The sequence below is a fragment of the [Clostridium] aerotolerans DSM 5434 genome (genome assembly GCF_000687555.1).
GTDB classification, from domain to species: Bacteria; Bacillota; Clostridia; order Lachnospirales; family Lachnospiraceae; genus Lacrimispora; species Lacrimispora aerotolerans.
The window spans coordinates 77,462-95,275 of the sequence record NZ_JHWJ01000005.1; the positions used below are offsets into that span (position 1 = coordinate 77,462).

A 17,814-nucleotide genomic window follows, 5' to 3' on the forward strand; every position below is an offset into this window, starting at 1 on the left:
CTTAATATTAGAGTAGATATCTTTCACCCTGTATATTGCGGCCAGGCTCATGCCTGAAGTGATGTGCAGGGTGTTTTTGTGTAAAAAATTTGTCCGTATCATCAAGAAATTTTATTTTACTTATGATATGATAATTGTTATTACATACAGGGGGATAAAATGATGTATATGACGCTGATTCAATGCAGCTTTAAACAGCAGATACAATATAAATGGAATCTGTTATTTCACATCATAGGGGATTTTTTAAGAATATACATAAAGGTTTGTATTTGGAAAGCTCTTTTAAAGGTAGGAAAGGGCATTGGAAGTGATTTTAAATCTCTGGCAGCTTATACGGTTTTGGCAACTATGGTTATTCTCTTAACAAAATCCAGTGTGGCAAGAGACCTTGCAGATCGTGTCAGGTCTGGAATGATCGCAGTGGACATGATTCGCCCCATCTCCCTCAAATGGTACTTTTTCTTTCGCCAGATGGGAGAGAACTTGTTTGATTTTTTGTTTGAAGGAGTTTTAATTGCTTTCTTATCATGGGTGATCTGGGATCTTCCGTTTCCTGGTATCAGCGTGATATTACCATTTATCCCGTGTCTGTTGGCTGGGATTGTCATCATGTTTTACATACAGTATATCTTTGGTCTGCTGGTGTTCTGGATGAAAGATGGAACTTATACCAATATGATTACTAACGCCTTATTCGTGTTGTTTTCAGGAATAGAAATTCCATTGTGGTTTTATCCCCACTGGCTTCGGACCATAGGGGAGTTTTTACCGTTTCGTTATATTGTCCATGAACCAATTACCATATGGTTAGGGCAGAAAAGCGGAAGAGAAATTGCAATGACTCTTATCATGCAGGGATTCTGGCTCTTGGTTTTGTATTTGGCAGAACGATGTTTATGGAGTTTTATAAAAAAGAAACTTGAAATTCAGGGAGGGTAAAAATCATGATTGGCTTATATACGGCATTTGCCAGGATTTCATTTTTAACACAGCTGGAGTACCGGGGGCAGTATTTTATGAGAATGGTGTCAAAAATACTTGGCTGGTCCACTGGTTTCATCATGCTTATGGTACTCCTTCAAAAATTCCAAACCATTGGAGGCTGGAGCATTTATGAAATCCTGTTGCTTTACGCGTTTGATGTGCTTTCCTATTCCATAGCCGGTACCTTTTGTATGGGAGCATTCGGTAAGCTGCCAGGTATGATTCGACAGGGGGAGCTTGACGGTATCTTAACAAAGCCTGTAAATCCGCTTGTGTATCTTGTATCCACTAAAATAAGCGCAGGATATACCAGCAATTATATCATCGCATTGGGTATTATTATCTTTAGCTTAAGAAAGCTGGGAATAGCACTGGACGGTTTCCGGTCAGTCTGGCTGGTTTTAGATATCATAGGAGCCTCTCTGATACAAATGGCAGGATTTATGATTACTACAATTCCTGCTTTTTGGCTCTATAAAAGTGATGGACTTTATCAGCTGTTCTATAAGAATTTCACGGAGTTTTTAAAATATCCACTCTCTATCTATAACGTTGGAGTTCAGACCCTTTTGACGTTTATATTGCCATATGCATTTATCAATTACTATCCAGTGCAGTATTTCTTAAACAAGGAAGAAGGAAGATTTGCTTCCTGTTTTATGTTCTTGACACCAATTGTGGGAATATTGGCTTTTTTTGCGGCATACCTTCTTTGGCTGAGAGGGCTAAGGGCTTATCATAGTACCGGGTCGTAATGATTTTAAAGGGAAAGGAAGAAATATAATGTCATTGATTGAAGTTAGCCATGTGTCAAGAGAATTTAAAAGCTTTCAAAGGCCAGAAGGTTTAAAGAATGCTTTATATACTTTATTTAAGCGGGAATATGAATATAAGATGGCAGTAGATGATGTTTCCTTCTCCATTGAGAAAGGAGAGCTTGTGGGGTACATAGGCCCAAACGGAGCGGGGAAGTCCACTACCATAAAAATGCTGTCGGGTATTCTGGTACCTTCCTCCGGCACTGTTATGACCGGAGGAATCGTTCCATGGGAGCAGCGTAAAAAGAACGCCAGTCATATTGGTGTTGTTTTTGGACAAAGGTCTCAGCTGAACTGGGACCTTCCAATGGAAGATACCTTTGAACTATACCGTAGAATGTATCGGATTGATAACAAAACTTATTGTAGAAATGTAGACATGTTTGTGGAGCTTTTAGAGATGCAGCAATTTTTAAGAAAACCCGTAAGACAATTAAGTCTTGGACAAAAAATGAGGGCCGAGCTGGCAGTTGCCCTTCTCCACGATCCTTCCATATTATACTTAGATGAGCCGACCATTGGTCTTGATGTGGTAGTAAAGGATAAAATACGTAAATTCATCCGAAGCCTGAATCAGGAGAAAAAGACAACGGTAATCCTTACGACTCATGATATGGATGATATCGAGGAAATCTGCAATCGAATTATCATGATCGATCATGGAAAACTGGTGCTTGATCAGACGGTACATGATTTTAAGATTCAGGGAACCGATCATTATTACGTGGAACTCTCTTTTTCTGCTAATCAAAAGCCCCTTACCATACCTGGCGTCCTTATGGTGAAGGAACAAGCAGCCTGCCATACCTATCAGGTGGATTCTGCTATGGTTTCGTTTAACCTGCTGTTGCGATTATTATCAGATTCTTATGATGTAACAGATATCACAATTAATAAGCCAGAGATAGACGAAATTGTAAGAAGACTTTATAAACGGACAGGGGAAAGAGAAGAAAGTGAAAAGCTTTTACATATTAAATGATGCTATCCGTTACGTAGAAGAACATATATACGAACCAATTACGCCGGAGGACATTGCAGGTGCATGTAATTATTCTGTATCTAATCTAAAATACTTATTCCAAAAAGTATTTCAATACGGAATGATGGATTACGTGAACAAAAGAAAAATAACGGAGGCCGCCGGAAGACTGATACAAACCGAAGAGACGGTAGGCTCCGTTGCTTATCATTATGGATATAGCTCGCAGGAAGTATTCACCAGAGCATTTTATAAGGTATGGGATGAGACTCCTGGAGTTTACCGTAAGAATCATCAGTTCTACAGATTTTTCCCAATGCAGGAGTTTATCTATGATTCCTGTAAGGTTTTTCGCAGGCGGTTTGATCTTCGGCCTCTTTTTCAGGAACTAAAACAAACAGATTCCTCCATAGTAGTTTGCTTTGACATCATAGGTATCCGTTTTCTTAAAACGTGCTTTGGACGGGAGGCAGGAGAGGCCGCGGCTTTAAAAGCTCTCCAGCGAATCGAGTCAATGACAAAAAGGGGCGGGCACTTATACCGTATGGCTGGTGATAAGTTTGTAGTGAATTTTGAATCCTCTGATTATGAAACGGTTCGCTGTGCAGTTCTAAATGTTTTAAGCTGCAATACGAATCCCTTTCCATATAAAGAAAATATGATCCCCTTGCCCATGTTTGCTGGCATAGGGGACGTTTGTGCGAAAGAGATCTCAGAAGAAAACTTATTTCCTTTGCTTGATGATATCATAAAAAATGCTCATAAAAGATTAGTAAGAACCTTTCGTGGAATGGATGGCTGTAATTATTTTAGAATGGTCTATGAGGAAGACTCTGGCCTTTATCGAGGCTTTGCCTTAAATACATGGAAAGGCAGCAGAATGGGCCGTACAGGCCTCATCTCTCGCGTACCAGGAGAAGAGACCCAAAGTGTATTCCGGCTTGACCGTGAGACATCGCCCATCACATGGAATATATCTGGCCAGGAATATGAGCTGTTTTTTCCGAAAAGAGAGTCCTGGTATAAAAAAACAGTCTTTGACAGTCTTGGGAATATGGTAAGGGAGCATTATTATATCATCAGAGACCTGACTTATTGTGATAGAAGTACGGTTACTTTTACCCTTCTTTTTCTGGAAATAGTCAAAACCCTGGAAGGAAAGATTTTGACTCTAAATGAAGGCGAATTAAAGGAGGCACTTCATGATGGCTTCATCTCTAAAAAGGATTACCGCTTCATAAAAACCACTGGGGAATCCATACGAAACATGATTGAAAAGAAAACGGAATAATCTTTTCTCCCTCGCATATAGTGTAACAGCACAGAAGGGGGAATCTTTATGGACAATTATAACGTATACAATGATATCAAAGCCCGAACCAACGGAGAGATCTACATCGGAGTGGTGGGACCGGTAAGAACAGGAAAATCGACTTTTATCAAGCGTTTTATGGAATTAATGGTATTGCCGGGCATGGAAGACGAACATCAGAAAACGCAGACAAGGGACGAACTGCCCCAAAGTGCTGCAGGAAAAACTATTATGACCACGGAACCAAAATTCATCCCCAAAGAAGCAGCAACCATTCGTCTGGGCGATGAAATCGAGACAAAGGTGCGCCTTATTGACTGTGTAGGCTTTATGGTAGAAGGAGCCGCTGGACACATTGAAAATGAGGAAGAGCGCCTTGTAAAAACTCCCTGGTTCGATTATGAAATCCCATTTACCAAAGCGGCTGAAATCGGCACCAGAAAAGTCATCAATGACCATTCCACCATTGGCGTGGTAATTTCTACAGACGGCACCATTGGTGAACTGAAACGTCCCAACTACATAGCAGCCGAGGAGCGCACCGTACAGGAATTAAAAGTCCTTGGAAAACCGTTTATCATTCTCCTTAATTCTGCAAAGCCATTTTCAGATGAGACGACTGCACTTTCTAAGGAAATGAGCCAGAAATACGGAGTAACGGTACTGCCTGTCAATTGCGAGCAGTTAAAGAAAGAGGATGTAAATAACATCCTGGAACGTGTGTTAAAGGAATTCCCTGTAACAGAAATGGATTTCTATATTCCAAAATGGCTGGAAATCCTTCCTGCCACCCATTGGCTTAAGGCTCAGGTCATTGAAGCAGCCAAGAATATGGTGAAAAAAGTAACTCACATGAAGGATGTAGCCTCTAATCTTTATGACGGCGCCACGGAAAGCATCCGCTCGATTAAAGTCCAGAACATGGATATGGCTGACGGAAGCGTAGCCCTTGGCATGGATGTAGATGACAGCTATTATTATCAGATTTTAAGTGATTATGTAGGCCTGCCCATTGAAGGTGAGTATCAGCTGATGCAGACCTTAAGCGAACTGGCGAAGATGAAAGCGGAATACGAAAAGGTCAATCAGGCTATGAGTCAGGTCCGGTTAAAAGGTTATGGCGTCGTAACGCCGGAACGCTCCGAAATCATTTTAGACGAACCAGAAGTTATCAAGCATGGCAATAAATATGGAGTCAAGATGCGTGCAGAGGCACCTTCCATTAATTTAATCAAAGCCCATATCCAGACTGAAATTGCTCCGATTGTGGGAAGTGAACAGCAGGCAGAGGATTTGATCGCCTACATCAAGGAAAATGCCAGAGATGGGGAAGAAGGAATCTGGAACACCAATATCTTTGGAAAATCCATTGAACAGATTGTGGAAGACGGCATCCAGGCTAAGGTATCCCAATTGACAGAAGATTGTCAGTTAAAGCTTCAAGACACCCTCCAAAAAATTATTAATGATAGTAATGGCGGTATGATTTGCATTATTATCTAAATTAATGGTATAATACGAAAAAACAGATACAAAAGGAGGGCTCATATGAAATTGATGTTCATTGGCGCAGCCCACGAGGTTACCGGCAGTTGTCATTATCTGGAGGCAGCCGGACTTAAAATCCTTGTGGACTGCGGTATGGAGCAGGGGATTGACAGATTCCAGAATGTGGAACTGCCTGTGAGCTACGCAGAAATTGATTACGTTCTATTGACCCATGCACATATCGATCATGCAGGGATGCTCCCCTTTATCTATGCCAGAGGCTTCCGCGGACGGGTGGTTTCTACCTATGCAACGGCTGATCTTTGTGGCATTATGCTCAAGGATAGCGCACATATCCAGGAATCAGAAACAGAATGGAAGAACCGCAAAGCCAGACGGGCAGGTCTGCCGGAAGAAGAGCCGTTATATGGGATTAATGACGTGGCTGGTGTCTTAAAACAGTTCATATCTTATGCCTACGATGAAAAGGCAGAGCTTGAAGATGGCTTAACCATCCGCTTTACTGATGTAGGCCATCTTCTTGGGTCTGCTTCCATCGAAGTATGGGCAACAGAAGACGGCGTTACAAATAAAATTGTCTTCTCCGGTGATATCGGCAACAAGAACAAACCTCTGATCCGCGATCCTCAGTATATAAAGGAAGCGGATTATGTGGTTATGGAGTGCACTTACGGTGACCGCCTTCACGGAGCGATCCCAGATCATGTTTCCGTGCTTTCTGACATCGTTCAGCGGACTTTAGACAGAGGCGGCAATGTAGTAATTCCTGCCTTTGCGGTTGGAAGGACCCAGGAACTCCTCTACATGTTCCGACGTATCAAAGCAGAGAAGCGGATCATAGGCCATGATAGATTTGAAGTATACGTTGACAGCCCTCTTGCAGTGGAAGCCACCCAGGCGTTTAAGGATAATCTGGTTGACTGCTATGATGAAGAAACAAAGCAGCTGGTATTAAATGGGATTAACCCTATCTCATTTCCGGGGTTAAAGCTTTCTGTTACCAGTGACGAATCCAGGAACATTAATTTCAATCCTAATCCGAAGGTAATTATATCGGCAGCAGGAATGTGCGATGCCGGACGAATTCGGCATCATTTAAAACATAATTTATGGAGACCTGCCTGTACCATTGTTTTTACAGGCTATCAGTCCGTTGGGACATTAGGAAGAAGTCTGTTAGATGGAGCAGGAGAGGTCAGGCTGTTTGGAGAAACCATCCAGGTCGAAGCTCATATTGAGCGAATGGAAGGGATGAGTTCACATGCAGACCGGGAAGGACTGATTGGCTGGTTGAACGCATTTGAGAATAAGCCTAAACAAGTATTTCTGGTACACGGTGACGATTTCGTCTGCAATTCCTTTGAACAGCTTCTTGAAAATGAATATGGGTATCAGGCAACGGCACCTCACTCAGGTTCCATTTACGACCTGTCTAAGGGCGTTTGGCTGAATCATACAGAAGGTGTTGAAGTAGTCAGAGCACCGGAGCCTCTAAAGAAGCCGGCTGGTGTATATGGAAGACTTTTTGCTGCCGGCGAAAGGCTTTTGCAGGTAATCCGTCATAACGAAGGCGGTGCCAATAAAGATCTTGCCAAGTTTGCAGATCAGATTAATTCATTATGTGATAAATGGGATAGATAAGGAGATATACAAAAACGTGAATAAGGTAATGTTATATACAGACGGAGCTGCAAGAGGAAACCCCGATGGACCGGGCGGCTACGGTGCAGTTTTGCAATTTACGGATTCCAAAGGGCAGCTCCATGAAAAGACGCTTTCAGCAGGTTATGTGAAAACCACTAATAACCGTATGGAGCTAATGGCAGCAATTGCCGGATTAGAGGCACTCACAAGGCCATGCCAGGTGGAACTTTATTCCGACTCCAAGTATGTTACCGATGCCTTTAACCAGCGATGGATTGACAATTGGGTAAGAAATAACTGGAAGCGGGGGAAAAGCGGTCCTGTAAAGAATATTGATTTATGGGAAAGACTTTTAAAAGCAAAAGAGCCTCATCAGGTTTCCTTTCACTGGGTGAAAGGACATGCTGGCCACCCGCAGAATGAACGGTGTGACCAGCTGGCGACAAGTGCTGCCGATGGAAACAATCTTTTGGTGGATGAGGGACTGTAAATGGTAGGAGATTCCAAAAACTTACATATCTCTTACAATGTCTTACTAAATGCGAATTCCTATTTCTTTTCTAATTTATTTATGATATGGTAGCTTCATCAAATCAGGTTAGGATGATCGTTCATGAATAAAGGCAGAGGGATTTGGATTGTCATAGGGAGTATTCTGGTGATCGGTGTGCTGATGACGCTAGCTACCACCAGTTTCATTAACAGCAAGGAAACTGCTCCAAGTCCTGTTGGTGTTCAGAACTATTCCAGTTCAGAACTTACTTCGAATCAGGAAAATGGCGCATATTACAACAAAGAAAAATCGAAGGAACAGTCCTCCTATCCGGAAGAAGGAGCCAGCTTAAAACGATCGGCAAAAGCAGATGCAAAGGGAGAGGCTTCCCAAAGAATGATGGCAGCAGCAGAGCCAGAACAAGAAGAGAAGACCGAGATGTTAACAGACTCTTCTGAGGCCGATTCAGCTCCTGCCCCATCTTTAAAAATAGCAGAAGCAGCCGAGCCGGAAACTGTCCTGTCTCCCATAAGCCCGGATGTGAAAGCCAAAGTGTCGGTTGAATCAAATACAGACGATGGGGCTGTTGCTTATCAAAAACATTTAAAGAGTCTGGATGAACAAATTAAAAAGATCCGGGACGAATCAGGAAATTCCAATACCTATTCCATGAAAGCCCTTGCTGACAAGGAATTAAAGCTTTGGGATACGGAGCAAAACACCATATATGATGCCATTGCCCAATCGCTTTCAGAAGAGGAACGAAAAACCCTGGAGCAATCTCAGCAAACCTGGATCAAATCCAGAGATGCAAAAGCAGAAGAGGCCGCGAAAAAATTCAGCGGGGGCAGCCTGGAGGGCCTTGAATACACCGCTTCTTTAGCAGAATCCACAAGGACCAGAGCCTATGATCTGGTAAAGGAGTATTTCGAAGTATTATCTACCTTAAATAATCAGTAAAGTACGGCTTTTGCCGTACTTTTTTGTTGGAATGAAAAAATTTCCATTGGAACATCTTGATAAATAAAACCCCTTATGATAGGATAGTAAGATAAATGACATGATATAGAAAACCAGGGATGCCGCCAGTGACGGCATTTTGTCAGAAGAGACAATATAACAAACGGAGGACAGTAACGTGAAGAACTACGGTGTGAATGAACTGAGGAGAATGTTCCTTGAATTTTTTGAGAGTAAGGATCATTTGGCTATGAAAAGCTTTTCTCTTGTTCCTCATAATGATAACAGCTTGTTATTGATTAATTCAGGTATGGCTCCTTTAAAGCCATATTTTACCGGTCAGGAGATTCCCCCGAGAAAGAGAGTAACCACCTGCCAGAAGTGCATCCGTACCGGTGATATTGAGAACGTTGGAAAGACTGCTCGTCACGGCACATTCTTCGAGATGCTGGGTAACTTCTCCTTTGGTGATTATTTTAAAAAAGAAGCCATTCAGTGGTCATGGGAGTTTTTAACTGAAGTAGTCGGGCTGGAGGCAGACAGGCTTTATCCTTCCATTTATCTTGAAGATGATGAGGCTTTTGAAATCTGGAATAAAGAGATAGGAATTGCTCCGGAACGTATTTTCCGCATGGGAAAAGAAGATAATTTCTGGGAGCATGGTGCCGGACCTTGCGGACCATGTTCTGAAATTTATTATGACCGCGGCGAGAAGTATGGCTGCGGCGAAGCTGGATGTACGGTAGGCTGTGACTGCGACCGCTACATGGAAGTATGGAATAACGTATTTACCCAGTTTGAGAACGATGGACACGGTAATTACGAAGAATTAAAGCAGAAGAATATTGATACTGGTATGGGTCTGGAGCGTCTTGCTGTTGTAGTTCAGGATGTGGATTCTCTCTTTGATATTGATACCATCAAGGCTCTTTTAAACCGTGTGGCTGAGCTCGCTCATACAGAATATAAGAAGGATACCAATGTGGATGTATCCCTTCGTCTGATTACCGATCACGTTCGTTCCTGTACCTTCATGATATCTGACGGTATTATGCCTTCTAATGAAGGAAGAGGCTATGTACTTCGTCGTCTTCTCCGTAGAGCTGCGCGTCACGGAAGGCTTCTGGGTATCGAAGGAAAATTCCTTGCGGACCTTTCACAGACTGTCATTTCACTTTCTAAGGATGGTTATCCAGAGCTTGACGAAAAGAAAGCAATGATTTTAAAAGTTCTTTCTCAGGAAGAAGATAAGTTTAATAAGACCATTGATCAGGGTCTTTCTATCTTAAATGATTTGGAAGAAGATATGAGAAAGAAGAATGAGACGATTCTTTCCGGAGACGAGGCATTTAAGTTATATGATACCTACGGATTCCCACTGGATTTAACTCTTGAGATTTTGCAGGAGAAAAATTTCAGTGTGGATGAAGACGGCTTTAAGGCTGCCATGCAAAAACAGCGTGAGACCGCGAGAAATGCGAGAAAGACAACGAATTATATGGGAGCGGATGTTACTGTTTACCAGTCCATCGATCCATCTCTTTCTACAGAGTTCGTAGGTTATGATAAATTAACTTGTACCTCTCCTATAACAGCACTTACGACTGAAACAGAACTTGTGGAAGCCCTGACTGACGGTGATATTGGTACCATTATTACCAGTCAGACTGTATTTTACGGCACCATGGGTGGACAGCAGGGCGATGTTGGCTCTATCGTAAGTGAAAATGGTGAGTTTAAAGTAGAAGATACCATTCATTTACAGGGTGGAAAAGTCGGCCACGTTGGTAAAATGATAAAAGGAATGTTCCAGACCGGAGATGAAGTTACATTAAAGGTTTGTGAAAAGAATCGTCAGAATACAGGGAAAAACCACAGTGCTACTCATCTTCTTCAGAAAGCATTAAGAGTCGTTTTAGGAAGTCATGTAGAACAGGCTGGTTCTTTGGTTGATGGAGACAGACTTCGTTTTGACTTTACCCATTTTTCTGCCTTGACACCAGAAGAAATCAAAGGTGTGGAAACACTTGTGAATGAACAAATTAAAAATGCACTTCCTGTCAATACAGAAGTCATGTCACTGGAAGAAGCAAAGAAATCAGGCGCTATGGCATTATTCGGTGAGAAATACGGAGATACCGTGCGCGTGGTAAAGATGGGAGATTTCTCTACAGAGCTTTGCGGTGGAACTCATATTGCCAATACCGGTGTAATCGGTTCCTTTAAAATTCTTTCTGAAACAGGAATTGCTGCTGGTGTTCGAAGAATTGAAGCCCTCACTGGTGATGGTCTCATGAATTATTACGAAGAAACCGAGCGTGAATTCCATGAAGCGGCAAAAGCTGCCAAAACAACTCCTTCTTCTCTGACTTCAAAAATCGAGTCACTTTTAGAAGAAATCAAGGCTCTTCATTCTGAAAATGAAAAGTTAAAGAGTAAGCTGGCAAAGGATTCTCTTGGCGATGTTATGGATCAGGTTAAGGAAGTAAACGGCATTAAGGTTCTAGCTACCAAGGTCATGGATGTTGATATGAACGGACTCCGTAATTTAGGAGACCAGTTAAAGGATAAATTAGGGGAATGTGTCATTGTTATTGCCTCTATCCAGGGTGATAAAGTTAACCTTATGGCCTCTGCTACGGACGAAGCACAGAAGAAAGGTGCTCATGCCGGTAATCTTTTAAAGGCAATTGCTGCTCTTGTAGATGGCGGTGGCGGCGGACGTCCAAACATGGCTCAGGCAGGTGGAAAGAACCCGGCTGGAGTGGAAGATTGCCTTGCAAAAGCTATGGAAGTAGTAGAGGAACAACTGAAATAATTGCTGTTGAAATACGAAAAATTATGAAAGTTTTTCTTGACGTATGGCAAAATTATGCTATAATCATATCAGTGCTATAAAATACCCAAACAGTTGTATTATGCACAAGTACACAACTGGAGGGAGGTTAGGTGTGAGCTATGTCCAATGTAATCGTTAAAGACAACGAGACCTTAGATAGCGCTTTACGCAGATTCAAAAGAAACTGTGCTAAAGCAGGTATCCAGCAGGAAATTCGTAAGAGAGAGCATTACGAAAAGCCAAGCGTAAGACGTAAGAAAAAGTCTGAAGCTGCAAGAAAACGTAAATATAACTAATAGTTAAAAGATAAACCTCTGGTTTGGCCTAGGCGTAACCAGGGGTTTTTTCTACTTTTGGCGGGCCGTAGAATTTTCCATATCCTCTTTGCATATAGTATAAAGGAATAAATGTGAGGAAGGCAGAGAAAATATGTTGGAGGAATCGATAGAAAAGGCAGCTTCCACCTTAAAACTCCCCAAGGATGTCGTACTTGGAGAGGTGCTTGTGTCCTTTCTCGGACGCCACAGTGTTGTGATTGAAAATTACCGAAGCATCATCTTGTACACAGATAGCTTTATCAAGCTTCAGGCAAAAAACTGCCGGGTAAATATCTCCGGAAGCAGGCTTATCATCGAATATTACACCAATGAAGAGATGAAAATCAATGGATATATCAAATCCCTGGAATTTGATTAAGCAGGGGAGTTGGAGGTGTAAGAACGTGATTGAATGGCTGAGTCGCCGCTTTTTCGGTTATCTTTTTATAGAAATGTCCGGTTTTTCTCCGGAACGGTTTTTAAATATGTGCACGGTTCATGAGATAGAATTATGGAAAGTCGTTAATACTGGTCCAACCTATCAGTTTTTTATGACCGTACCCGGGTTTCGAAAGATCAAGCCTCTTGTCCGCAAATCGAAGGTCAGACTTAGAATTTTAAAAAAGTTTGGACTTCCTTTTTTTTTATACCGCAATCGAAAACGTAAATTTTATGCGGCTGGTCTTTTTGGTTTTTTCTTCATTCTTTATACACTGTCTCTTTTTATCTGGGATATTAAATTTGACGGAAACAGAATGTATACATACGACACTCTTCTTAAATATTGTGAATCAGAACAGATTCATTACGGTATGATAAAGTCGAAAATTGACTGCGATCTTTTGGAGGAATCTCTTAGAACCGCATTTCCAGAAATAACATGGGTATCTGCGAGGGTATCAGGAACCAGGCTTTTGGTTAAGATAAAGGAAAATGAAGTGCTTTCAGAAATCCCGGTAAAGGATGAAACACCATGCGATATCGTGGCGGAAAAGGATGGGGTAATTACATCGATGATTGTCCGAAGCGGAGTTCCAAAGGTAGCAGTAGGCGATACGGTCACCAAAGGTCAGGTGCTGGTAAGCGGTGCAATTCCTATTATTGGAGACAGTGAAGAGATTGTAAATACTCATTATGTTCATTCAGAAGCAGATATTCGTGCTAAGACGGAGTACCATGAGACAAGACGGATTCCATTATATCGTAAGATTGATGTGGAAACTGGAAAGGTCCGGAAGGGACTTTATGTCAAAGCCTTTGAGAGTTCTTTTCTGCTCATGCGTCCTCGCCCGGAGGGAACTTCATGGAAAAGAACCATGGAGGAAGAGCAGCTTCATTTATTCCAGAATTTCTACCTGCCCATATATATAGGGAAGATAACAGGAAAGGAATATATTTCCTATGAGCGACCTTATACGGAAGAAGAAAAAAACGAGCTGGCCGATAAAATGAATAAAGAGTTTGAAAAAAATTTATTGGAAAAAGGGGTACAAATTCTAGAAAATCATGTTAAAATACTAGATAATGAATCTTTATGCCAAATTGCCATGGATTTCATAACCGATGAACCAGTTGGAAGGCAGGAAGGAATTGAGATGCAGACAACAGAAGAACCGGAGGAGACAAATCATTCAGATGAGCGTAATTGAGACAATCATAGATATTCCAGCAGAACACGAAAAAAATGTATGCGGACAGTTTGACAGTTACTTAAAGAAAATGGAACGGACTCTTCATGTCACCATGGTAGCAAGAGATGGTGCTCTTAAGATCATCGGACCTGACCAGATGGTTCAAAAAGCAAGAAGCGTTTTTAATAATTTAATCGAACTGTCCAAACGGGGCAATGCCATAACGGAGCAAAATGTGGACTATGCCCTCTCTCTATCATTTTCAGAAAACGACAGTCAGATCCTTGAAATAGATAAAGATATTATCTGCCGTACCATAAGCGGCAAGCCGGTAAAACCAAAGACCCTTGGTCAAAAACAATACGTTGATCAGATCCGGAAAAAGATGATTGTATTTGGCATCGGGCCTGCTGGTACAGGAAAAACATATCTTGCCATGGCTATGGCCATACAGGCATTTAAAAATGGGGAAGTGAACCGGATCATCCTTACAAGGCCCGCCATAGAAGCAGGAGAGAAGCTTGGATTTCTTCCTGGTGATCTTCAAAGCAAGATTGACCCTTATTTAAGGCCTCTTTATGATGCCCTTTATCAGATTATGGGAGCCGAAAGCTTTCTTCACAATTCAGAGAAAGGGTTAATTGAAGTGGCTCCACTTGCCTATATGAGAGGTCGTACCTTGGACAATGCTTATATCATTCTTGATGAAGCCCAGAATACCACTCCTGCCCAGATGAAGATGTTCCTTACAAGAATTGGTTTCGGATCAAAAGTCATTGTAACCGGTGACAAGACGCAAAAAGACCTTCCTACAGGAACTGTATCCGGCCTTGATATGGCAATGCGTATTTTAAAGAAAATTGATGATATCAGTTTTTGCGAGTTTACAAGCAGCGATGTGGTCCGCCATCCTCTTGTTCAAAAAATTGTACAAGCCTATGATGATTTCGAATCTAAGAATAAGGCAGGAGAACGAAAGACGAAGGCCCCTGGGGGCAGAAAGGCACATTATGACAATTAACATTGAATACGAGTCTGAAAAAAAACTCGATATTCCCTATGAAGATATTATTACAGCCGTGATTGAAGAATCCATGGATTATGAAGGATGTCCTTATGAGGCAGAGGTAAATGTCCTGATTACTGATAATGAGGATATCAGGCAGATCAATCAGGAGTTCCGTAACATAGACAACCCTACGGACGTCCTTTCTTTTCCTATGGTGGATTATGATTTTCCTTCCGACTTTGACCGCCTGGAGGATATGGCAAATGACTATTTTAATCCTGAAACAGGAGAGCTTCTTCTTGGAGATATTGTGATTTCCATTGATAAGGTAATCGAACAGGCGGAAAAATACGGCCACTCTGAGACCAGGGAGATGGCATTTTTAGTGGCTCACAGTATGCTGCATCTGTTTGGCTATGATCATATGGAAGAGGAAGAACGCCAGATCATGGAACAGAAGCAGGAAGAAATATTAAGTCGGAGGGGATATGTAAGATGATGAAAAGGGTATGGTTTGGGCTTATTGGTGCCGTGGTGTCTGCCACTTTTTTATTTGGTTGTACAAGACGTTATGATGAAGTATCCGTAACAGTACCATCGACGAAAGAAGCTTCTTCCACTGAAATCAAGATAAACAGCAGTACAGAAGCCGAACAAACACCAGAGGAAGGCCCAGGTGATTACTATACCTTTTCAGAACGCCAGGAAAAAGACGGGATGATTCGCAGTTATCTGACCGGGGAGATGGTTAAATCAGACATCGGAAACCGAAGACCGGTTGCTGTGATGATGAGCAATGATAAGGTTTCCCTGCCCCAGTACGGAATCAACCGGGCCAGTGTGGTTTATGAAGCACCGGCAGAAGGCGGTATGAACCGATACATGGCAATCATTGAAGATTATGACGATTTAGAACGGATCGGCTCCGTGAGAAGCTGCCGTACTTACTATACATACTTTGCCCGGGAATTCGATGCAATCTATGCTCATTACGGCCAGAGTACCTTTGCAAAACCTTACTTAGCCAATGTAGATAATATCAATGGGTTAGAAGCCATTGGTAATGTGGCATATTACCGTTCCAAAGATAAAAAGCCTCCTCACAATGCGTACACAAGCGGGAGCAGGCTGAATAAGTCTATTAAAGAGCTTGGATATTCTCATGAATACAATAAAACATATGAAGGCCATTACCGCTTTGCCAAAACAGGCAAAGAAGTCACACTGGAACATGCGCCCCAGGTCAGGGATGCATATAAGGTCTATCCGGGATATCCTCTCAATAAGCCATGGTTCGAATATCATGAAGAGGATGGTTTATATTACCGCTTCCAGTATGGAGGTCCCCACAAAGGGGATGAAGGGCAGATTAAGGTGAAAAATATTCTGCTCCAATACTGTCCGGCAGCACATTATGCAACGACTGATTATCTGGATATCAATGTGCGAAGCGATTCCTATGGAATGTATATCACTCAGGGACGTGCAATTCCCGTTAAGTGGTCGAAGAATGATGAATTCGGCCCCACACATTATTACGACATGGAGAATAATGAGATTATCCTGAACCAGGGGAAGACCTGGGTTTGCATTATTCCTGCACAGGATTCTCCCAATGTAGAATTATATGGAAAACAATAGAAATAAAAAAGCCCCAGTCAAAAGAGGAGCCTCAAATTTTTTGATTCAGGGAACCATTCTTGCGGTTGCGGGCATTATCGTGCGTATTATCGGAATGTTCTACCGGATTCCTCTGGCTAGTATCCTAGGGAACGAAGGAAATGGGTATTATAGCTCTGCCTTTTCAATTTACTCTATTCTGTTGATTGTTTCATCTTATAGCATGCCCACTGCTGTTTCCAAGATGGTGGCTACTAGATTGGCGAGAAAAGAGTATATAAATTCCTTCCGCGTTTTAAAGGTTTCTCTTTTTTACGGAACTGTAGTTGGGGGGATTGGTGCTGCGATTCTCTGGTTTGGTGCAGATGTTTTTGCCAATGACTTTTTAAAAATGCCATATACAAGTTATGCTCTTAAAACCTTAGCACCTACCATTTGGATTATAGCATACTTGGGAGTCTTCAGAGGTTATTTCCAGGGATTGGGAACCATGCTTCCCACTGCCATCTCTCAGGTCTTTGAGCAAATTGTTAATGCAGTTATCAGTATTTATGCTGCAGCTAAGCTATTTGATTTAGGTCTTAAATCTAATGCTGTATATGGAGTAAAACAATATTCGTTTGCTTTTGGTGCCGCAGGAGGAACTATAGGAACAGGAGTCGGAGCCCTGGCTGCTCTTTTATTTCTTGGGTTTATTATGCTAAATTACCGTCCGGTTGTGAAAAAACAGGCCAGACGAGATCGGACAAGGCGCCTGGAATCATATCAGGAACTATCTAGTCTTCTTGTTATGACAGTTTTTCCTATCGTACTGAGCAGTGTTGCGTATAATATCAGCATTGTAATTGATAACAGTATTTATGGTAATGGAATGACGCTTCTTGGTATGGATACATCTGAGATCGCTTCTAACTGGGGAATATATTCAGGAAAATACCGTCTGCTTTTTAATATTCCAGTTGCTATTGCAAATTCTTTGGCATCCGCTCTTATTCCATCTTTATCTCAGGCGGTTGCAGAGCGTAATAAAGGCCAGATTATTAGAAAGATATCAATGGTTATACGCTTTTCTATGATTATATCCATACCAGCTACAGTAGGTCTTACTGTACTAGCCGCACCTATTTGCAATTTATTGTTTCAAAGAGATGATAATACGGCACTTATCGGTATGATGGTATATGGATCTGTCGCCGTAGTATTCTTCTCCCTTTCAACGGTAACAAACGCAGTGCTTCAAGGAATCAACCACATGCGTACTCCCCTTAAGAATGCCGTAATTTCACTTGTTCTCCATGTGGGGATTCTTTGGGTTATGTTATTTGTGTTTAAGATGGGAATCTATGCAGTTCTGTACTCAAACATTTTATTTGCACTGACCATGTGTCTATTTAATGGTCTGGCAATCGGTAAATTTTTAAATTATAGACAGGAAGTAATCAAGACCTTCCTTTTGCCGACCCTGGCCTCTGCACTTATGGGCGGGGCAGCCTACGGAACGTATGCCTTGATCCATTTTATCTTAAAAAGCAACCTTCTTGGAGTTCTGGCAGCCATTGCAGTGGCTTCCGCCGTATATGGAGTTCTTTTACTGAAACTACGTTGTGTCGATGAAAAAGAACTTCTGGGCTTACCAGGAGGGGGTAAAATGGTGAATATTGCAAGAAAATTCCATTTATTGTGATTAAAAACT

16 protein-coding genes are annotated in these 17,814 nt (G+C 41.8%); all 16 read left to right on the top strand.

Annotated features, from left to right (window positions below):
- Positions 1–159: 159 nt before the first annotated feature.
- Positions 160–942 (top strand): ABC transporter permease, encoded by a 783-nt coding sequence (locus tag T546_RS24570; RefSeq protein ID WP_084326257.1) that lies wholly within the window; start codon positions 160–162, stop codon positions 940–942.
- A gap of 5 nt (positions 943–947) precedes the next feature.
- Entirely contained in the window at positions 948–1,742 is a 795-nt protein-coding gene (locus T546_RS0108720) for an ABC transporter permease (protein ID WP_026891283.1), read from the top strand.
- A gap of 28 nt (positions 1,743–1,770) precedes the next feature.
- A complete protein-coding gene (locus tag T546_RS0108725) occupies positions 1,771–2,787 on the top strand; it encodes an ABC transporter ATP-binding protein (protein ID WP_026891284.1) in 1,017 nt (338 codons plus the stop codon).
- On the top strand, positions 2,762–4,078 hold the full coding sequence (locus tag T546_RS24575) for a helix-turn-helix domain-containing protein (RefSeq protein WP_026891285.1): 1,317 nt from the start codon (positions 2,762–2,764) through the stop codon (positions 4,076–4,078). Before T546_RS0108725 ends, T546_RS24575 begins: the two co-directional genes overlap by 26 nt.
- A 48-nt stretch (positions 4,079–4,126) precedes the next feature.
- Positions 4,127–5,602: a stage IV sporulation protein A gene (spoIVA, locus tag T546_RS0108735; RefSeq protein ID WP_026891286.1), complete on the top strand. Its 1,476-nt coding sequence runs from the start codon at positions 4,127–4,129 to the stop codon at positions 5,600–5,602.
- Positions 5,603–5,647: 45 nt separating this feature from the next.
- Positions 5,648–7,249, top strand: a complete 1,602-nt coding sequence (locus tag T546_RS0108740; RefSeq protein WP_026891287.1) for an MBL fold metallo-hydrolase RNA specificity domain-containing protein — start codon at positions 5,648–5,650, stop codon at positions 7,247–7,249.
- Positions 7,250–7,265: 16 nt separating this feature from the next.
- Positions 7,266–7,742, top strand: coding sequence for a ribonuclease HI (gene rnhA, locus T546_RS0108745; protein ID WP_024835951.1), 477 nt, complete (start codon positions 7,266–7,268; stop codon positions 7,740–7,742).
- A 123-nt stretch (positions 7,743–7,865) separates the two neighbouring features.
- A complete protein-coding gene (locus T546_RS0108750; RefSeq protein ID WP_026891288.1) occupies positions 7,866–8,705 on the top strand; it encodes a lysozyme inhibitor LprI family protein in 840 nt (279 codons plus the stop codon).
- 211 nt (positions 8,706–8,916) lie between these two features.
- On the top strand, positions 8,917–11,523 hold the full coding sequence (gene alaS, locus T546_RS0108755; protein WP_051629714.1) for an alanine--tRNA ligase: 2,607 nt from the start codon (positions 8,917–8,919) through the stop codon (positions 11,521–11,523).
- 140 nt (positions 11,524–11,663) lie between these two features.
- Positions 11,664–11,840, top strand: coding sequence for a 30S ribosomal protein S21 (gene rpsU / locus T546_RS0108760; protein WP_008975787.1), 177 nt, complete (start codon positions 11,664–11,666; stop codon positions 11,838–11,840).
- Positions 11,841–11,973: 133 nt separating this feature from the next.
- Positions 11,974–12,240 (top strand): YabP/YqfC family sporulation protein, encoded by a 267-nt coding sequence (locus T546_RS0108765; RefSeq protein WP_026891290.1) that lies wholly within the window; start codon positions 11,974–11,976, stop codon positions 12,238–12,240.
- 25 nt (positions 12,241–12,265) lie between these two features.
- Complete coding sequence (gene yqfD / locus T546_RS0108770; RefSeq protein WP_026891291.1) at positions 12,266–13,510, top strand: sporulation protein YqfD; 1,245 nt, start codon at positions 12,266–12,268, stop codon at positions 13,508–13,510.
- Positions 13,497–14,513, top strand: coding sequence for a PhoH family protein (locus T546_RS0108775; protein ID WP_026891292.1), 1,017 nt, complete (start codon positions 13,497–13,499; stop codon positions 14,511–14,513). The genes yqfD and T546_RS0108775 overlap by 14 nt, the downstream gene beginning before the upstream one ends.
- Positions 14,503–15,000: an rRNA maturation RNase YbeY gene (gene ybeY, locus T546_RS0108780; protein ID WP_026891293.1), complete on the top strand. Its 498-nt coding sequence runs from the start codon at positions 14,503–14,505 to the stop codon at positions 14,998–15,000. The genes T546_RS0108775 and ybeY overlap by 11 nt, the downstream gene beginning before the upstream one ends.
- Positions 14,997–16,142, top strand: coding sequence for a DUF3048 domain-containing protein (locus T546_RS0108785; protein WP_026891294.1), 1,146 nt, complete (start codon positions 14,997–14,999; stop codon positions 16,140–16,142). The genes ybeY and T546_RS0108785 overlap by 4 nt, the downstream gene beginning before the upstream one ends.
- The gene (locus T546_RS0108790) at positions 16,129–17,805 is read left to right on the top strand and encodes a putative polysaccharide biosynthesis protein (RefSeq protein WP_026891295.1); all 1,677 of its coding nucleotides are present in this window, start codon (positions 16,129–16,131) and stop codon (positions 17,803–17,805) included. Before T546_RS0108785 ends, T546_RS0108790 begins: the two co-directional genes overlap by 14 nt.
- Positions 17,806–17,814 lie beyond the last annotated feature (9 nt).

Excerpts from the sequence above, each read along its gene's own strand:
- T546_RS0108720 (WP_026891283.1), top strand. The coding sequence starts at position 948 with ATGATTGGCTTATATACGGCATTTGCCAGGATTTCATTTTTAACACAG.
- T546_RS0108765 (WP_026891290.1), top strand. The coding sequence starts at position 11,974 with ATGTTGGAGGAATCGATAGAAAAGGCAGCTTCCACCTTAAAACTCCCC.
- spoIVA (WP_026891286.1), top strand. The coding sequence starts at position 4,127 with ATGGACAATTATAACGTATACAATGATATCAAAGCCCGAACCAACGGA.
- rpsU (WP_008975787.1), top strand. The coding sequence starts at position 11,664 with ATGTCCAATGTAATCGTTAAAGACAACGAGACCTTAGATAGCGCTTTA.
- T546_RS0108725 (WP_026891284.1), top strand. The coding sequence starts at position 1,771 with ATGTCATTGATTGAAGTTAGCCATGTGTCAAGAGAATTTAAAAGCTTT.
- ybeY (WP_026891293.1), top strand. The coding sequence starts at position 14,503 with ATGACAATTAACATTGAATACGAGTCTGAAAAAAAACTCGATATTCCC.
- T546_RS0108790 (WP_026891295.1), top strand. The coding sequence starts at position 16,129 with ATGGAAAACAATAGAAATAAAAAAGCCCCAGTCAAAAGAGGAGCCTCA.
- alaS (WP_051629714.1), top strand. The coding sequence starts at position 8,917 with ATGTTCCTTGAATTTTTTGAGAGTAAGGATCATTTGGCTATGAAAAGC.
- T546_RS24570 (WP_084326257.1), top strand. The coding sequence starts at position 160 with ATGATGTATATGACGCTGATTCAATGCAGCTTTAAACAGCAGATACAA.
- T546_RS0108775 (WP_026891292.1), top strand. The coding sequence starts at position 13,497 with ATGAGCGTAATTGAGACAATCATAGATATTCCAGCAGAACACGAAAAA.
- T546_RS0108750 (WP_026891288.1), top strand. The coding sequence starts at position 7,866 with ATGAATAAAGGCAGAGGGATTTGGATTGTCATAGGGAGTATTCTGGTG.
- T546_RS0108740 (WP_026891287.1), top strand. The coding sequence starts at position 5,648 with ATGAAATTGATGTTCATTGGCGCAGCCCACGAGGTTACCGGCAGTTGT.
- T546_RS0108785 (WP_026891294.1), top strand. The coding sequence starts at position 14,997 with ATGATGAAAAGGGTATGGTTTGGGCTTATTGGTGCCGTGGTGTCTGCC.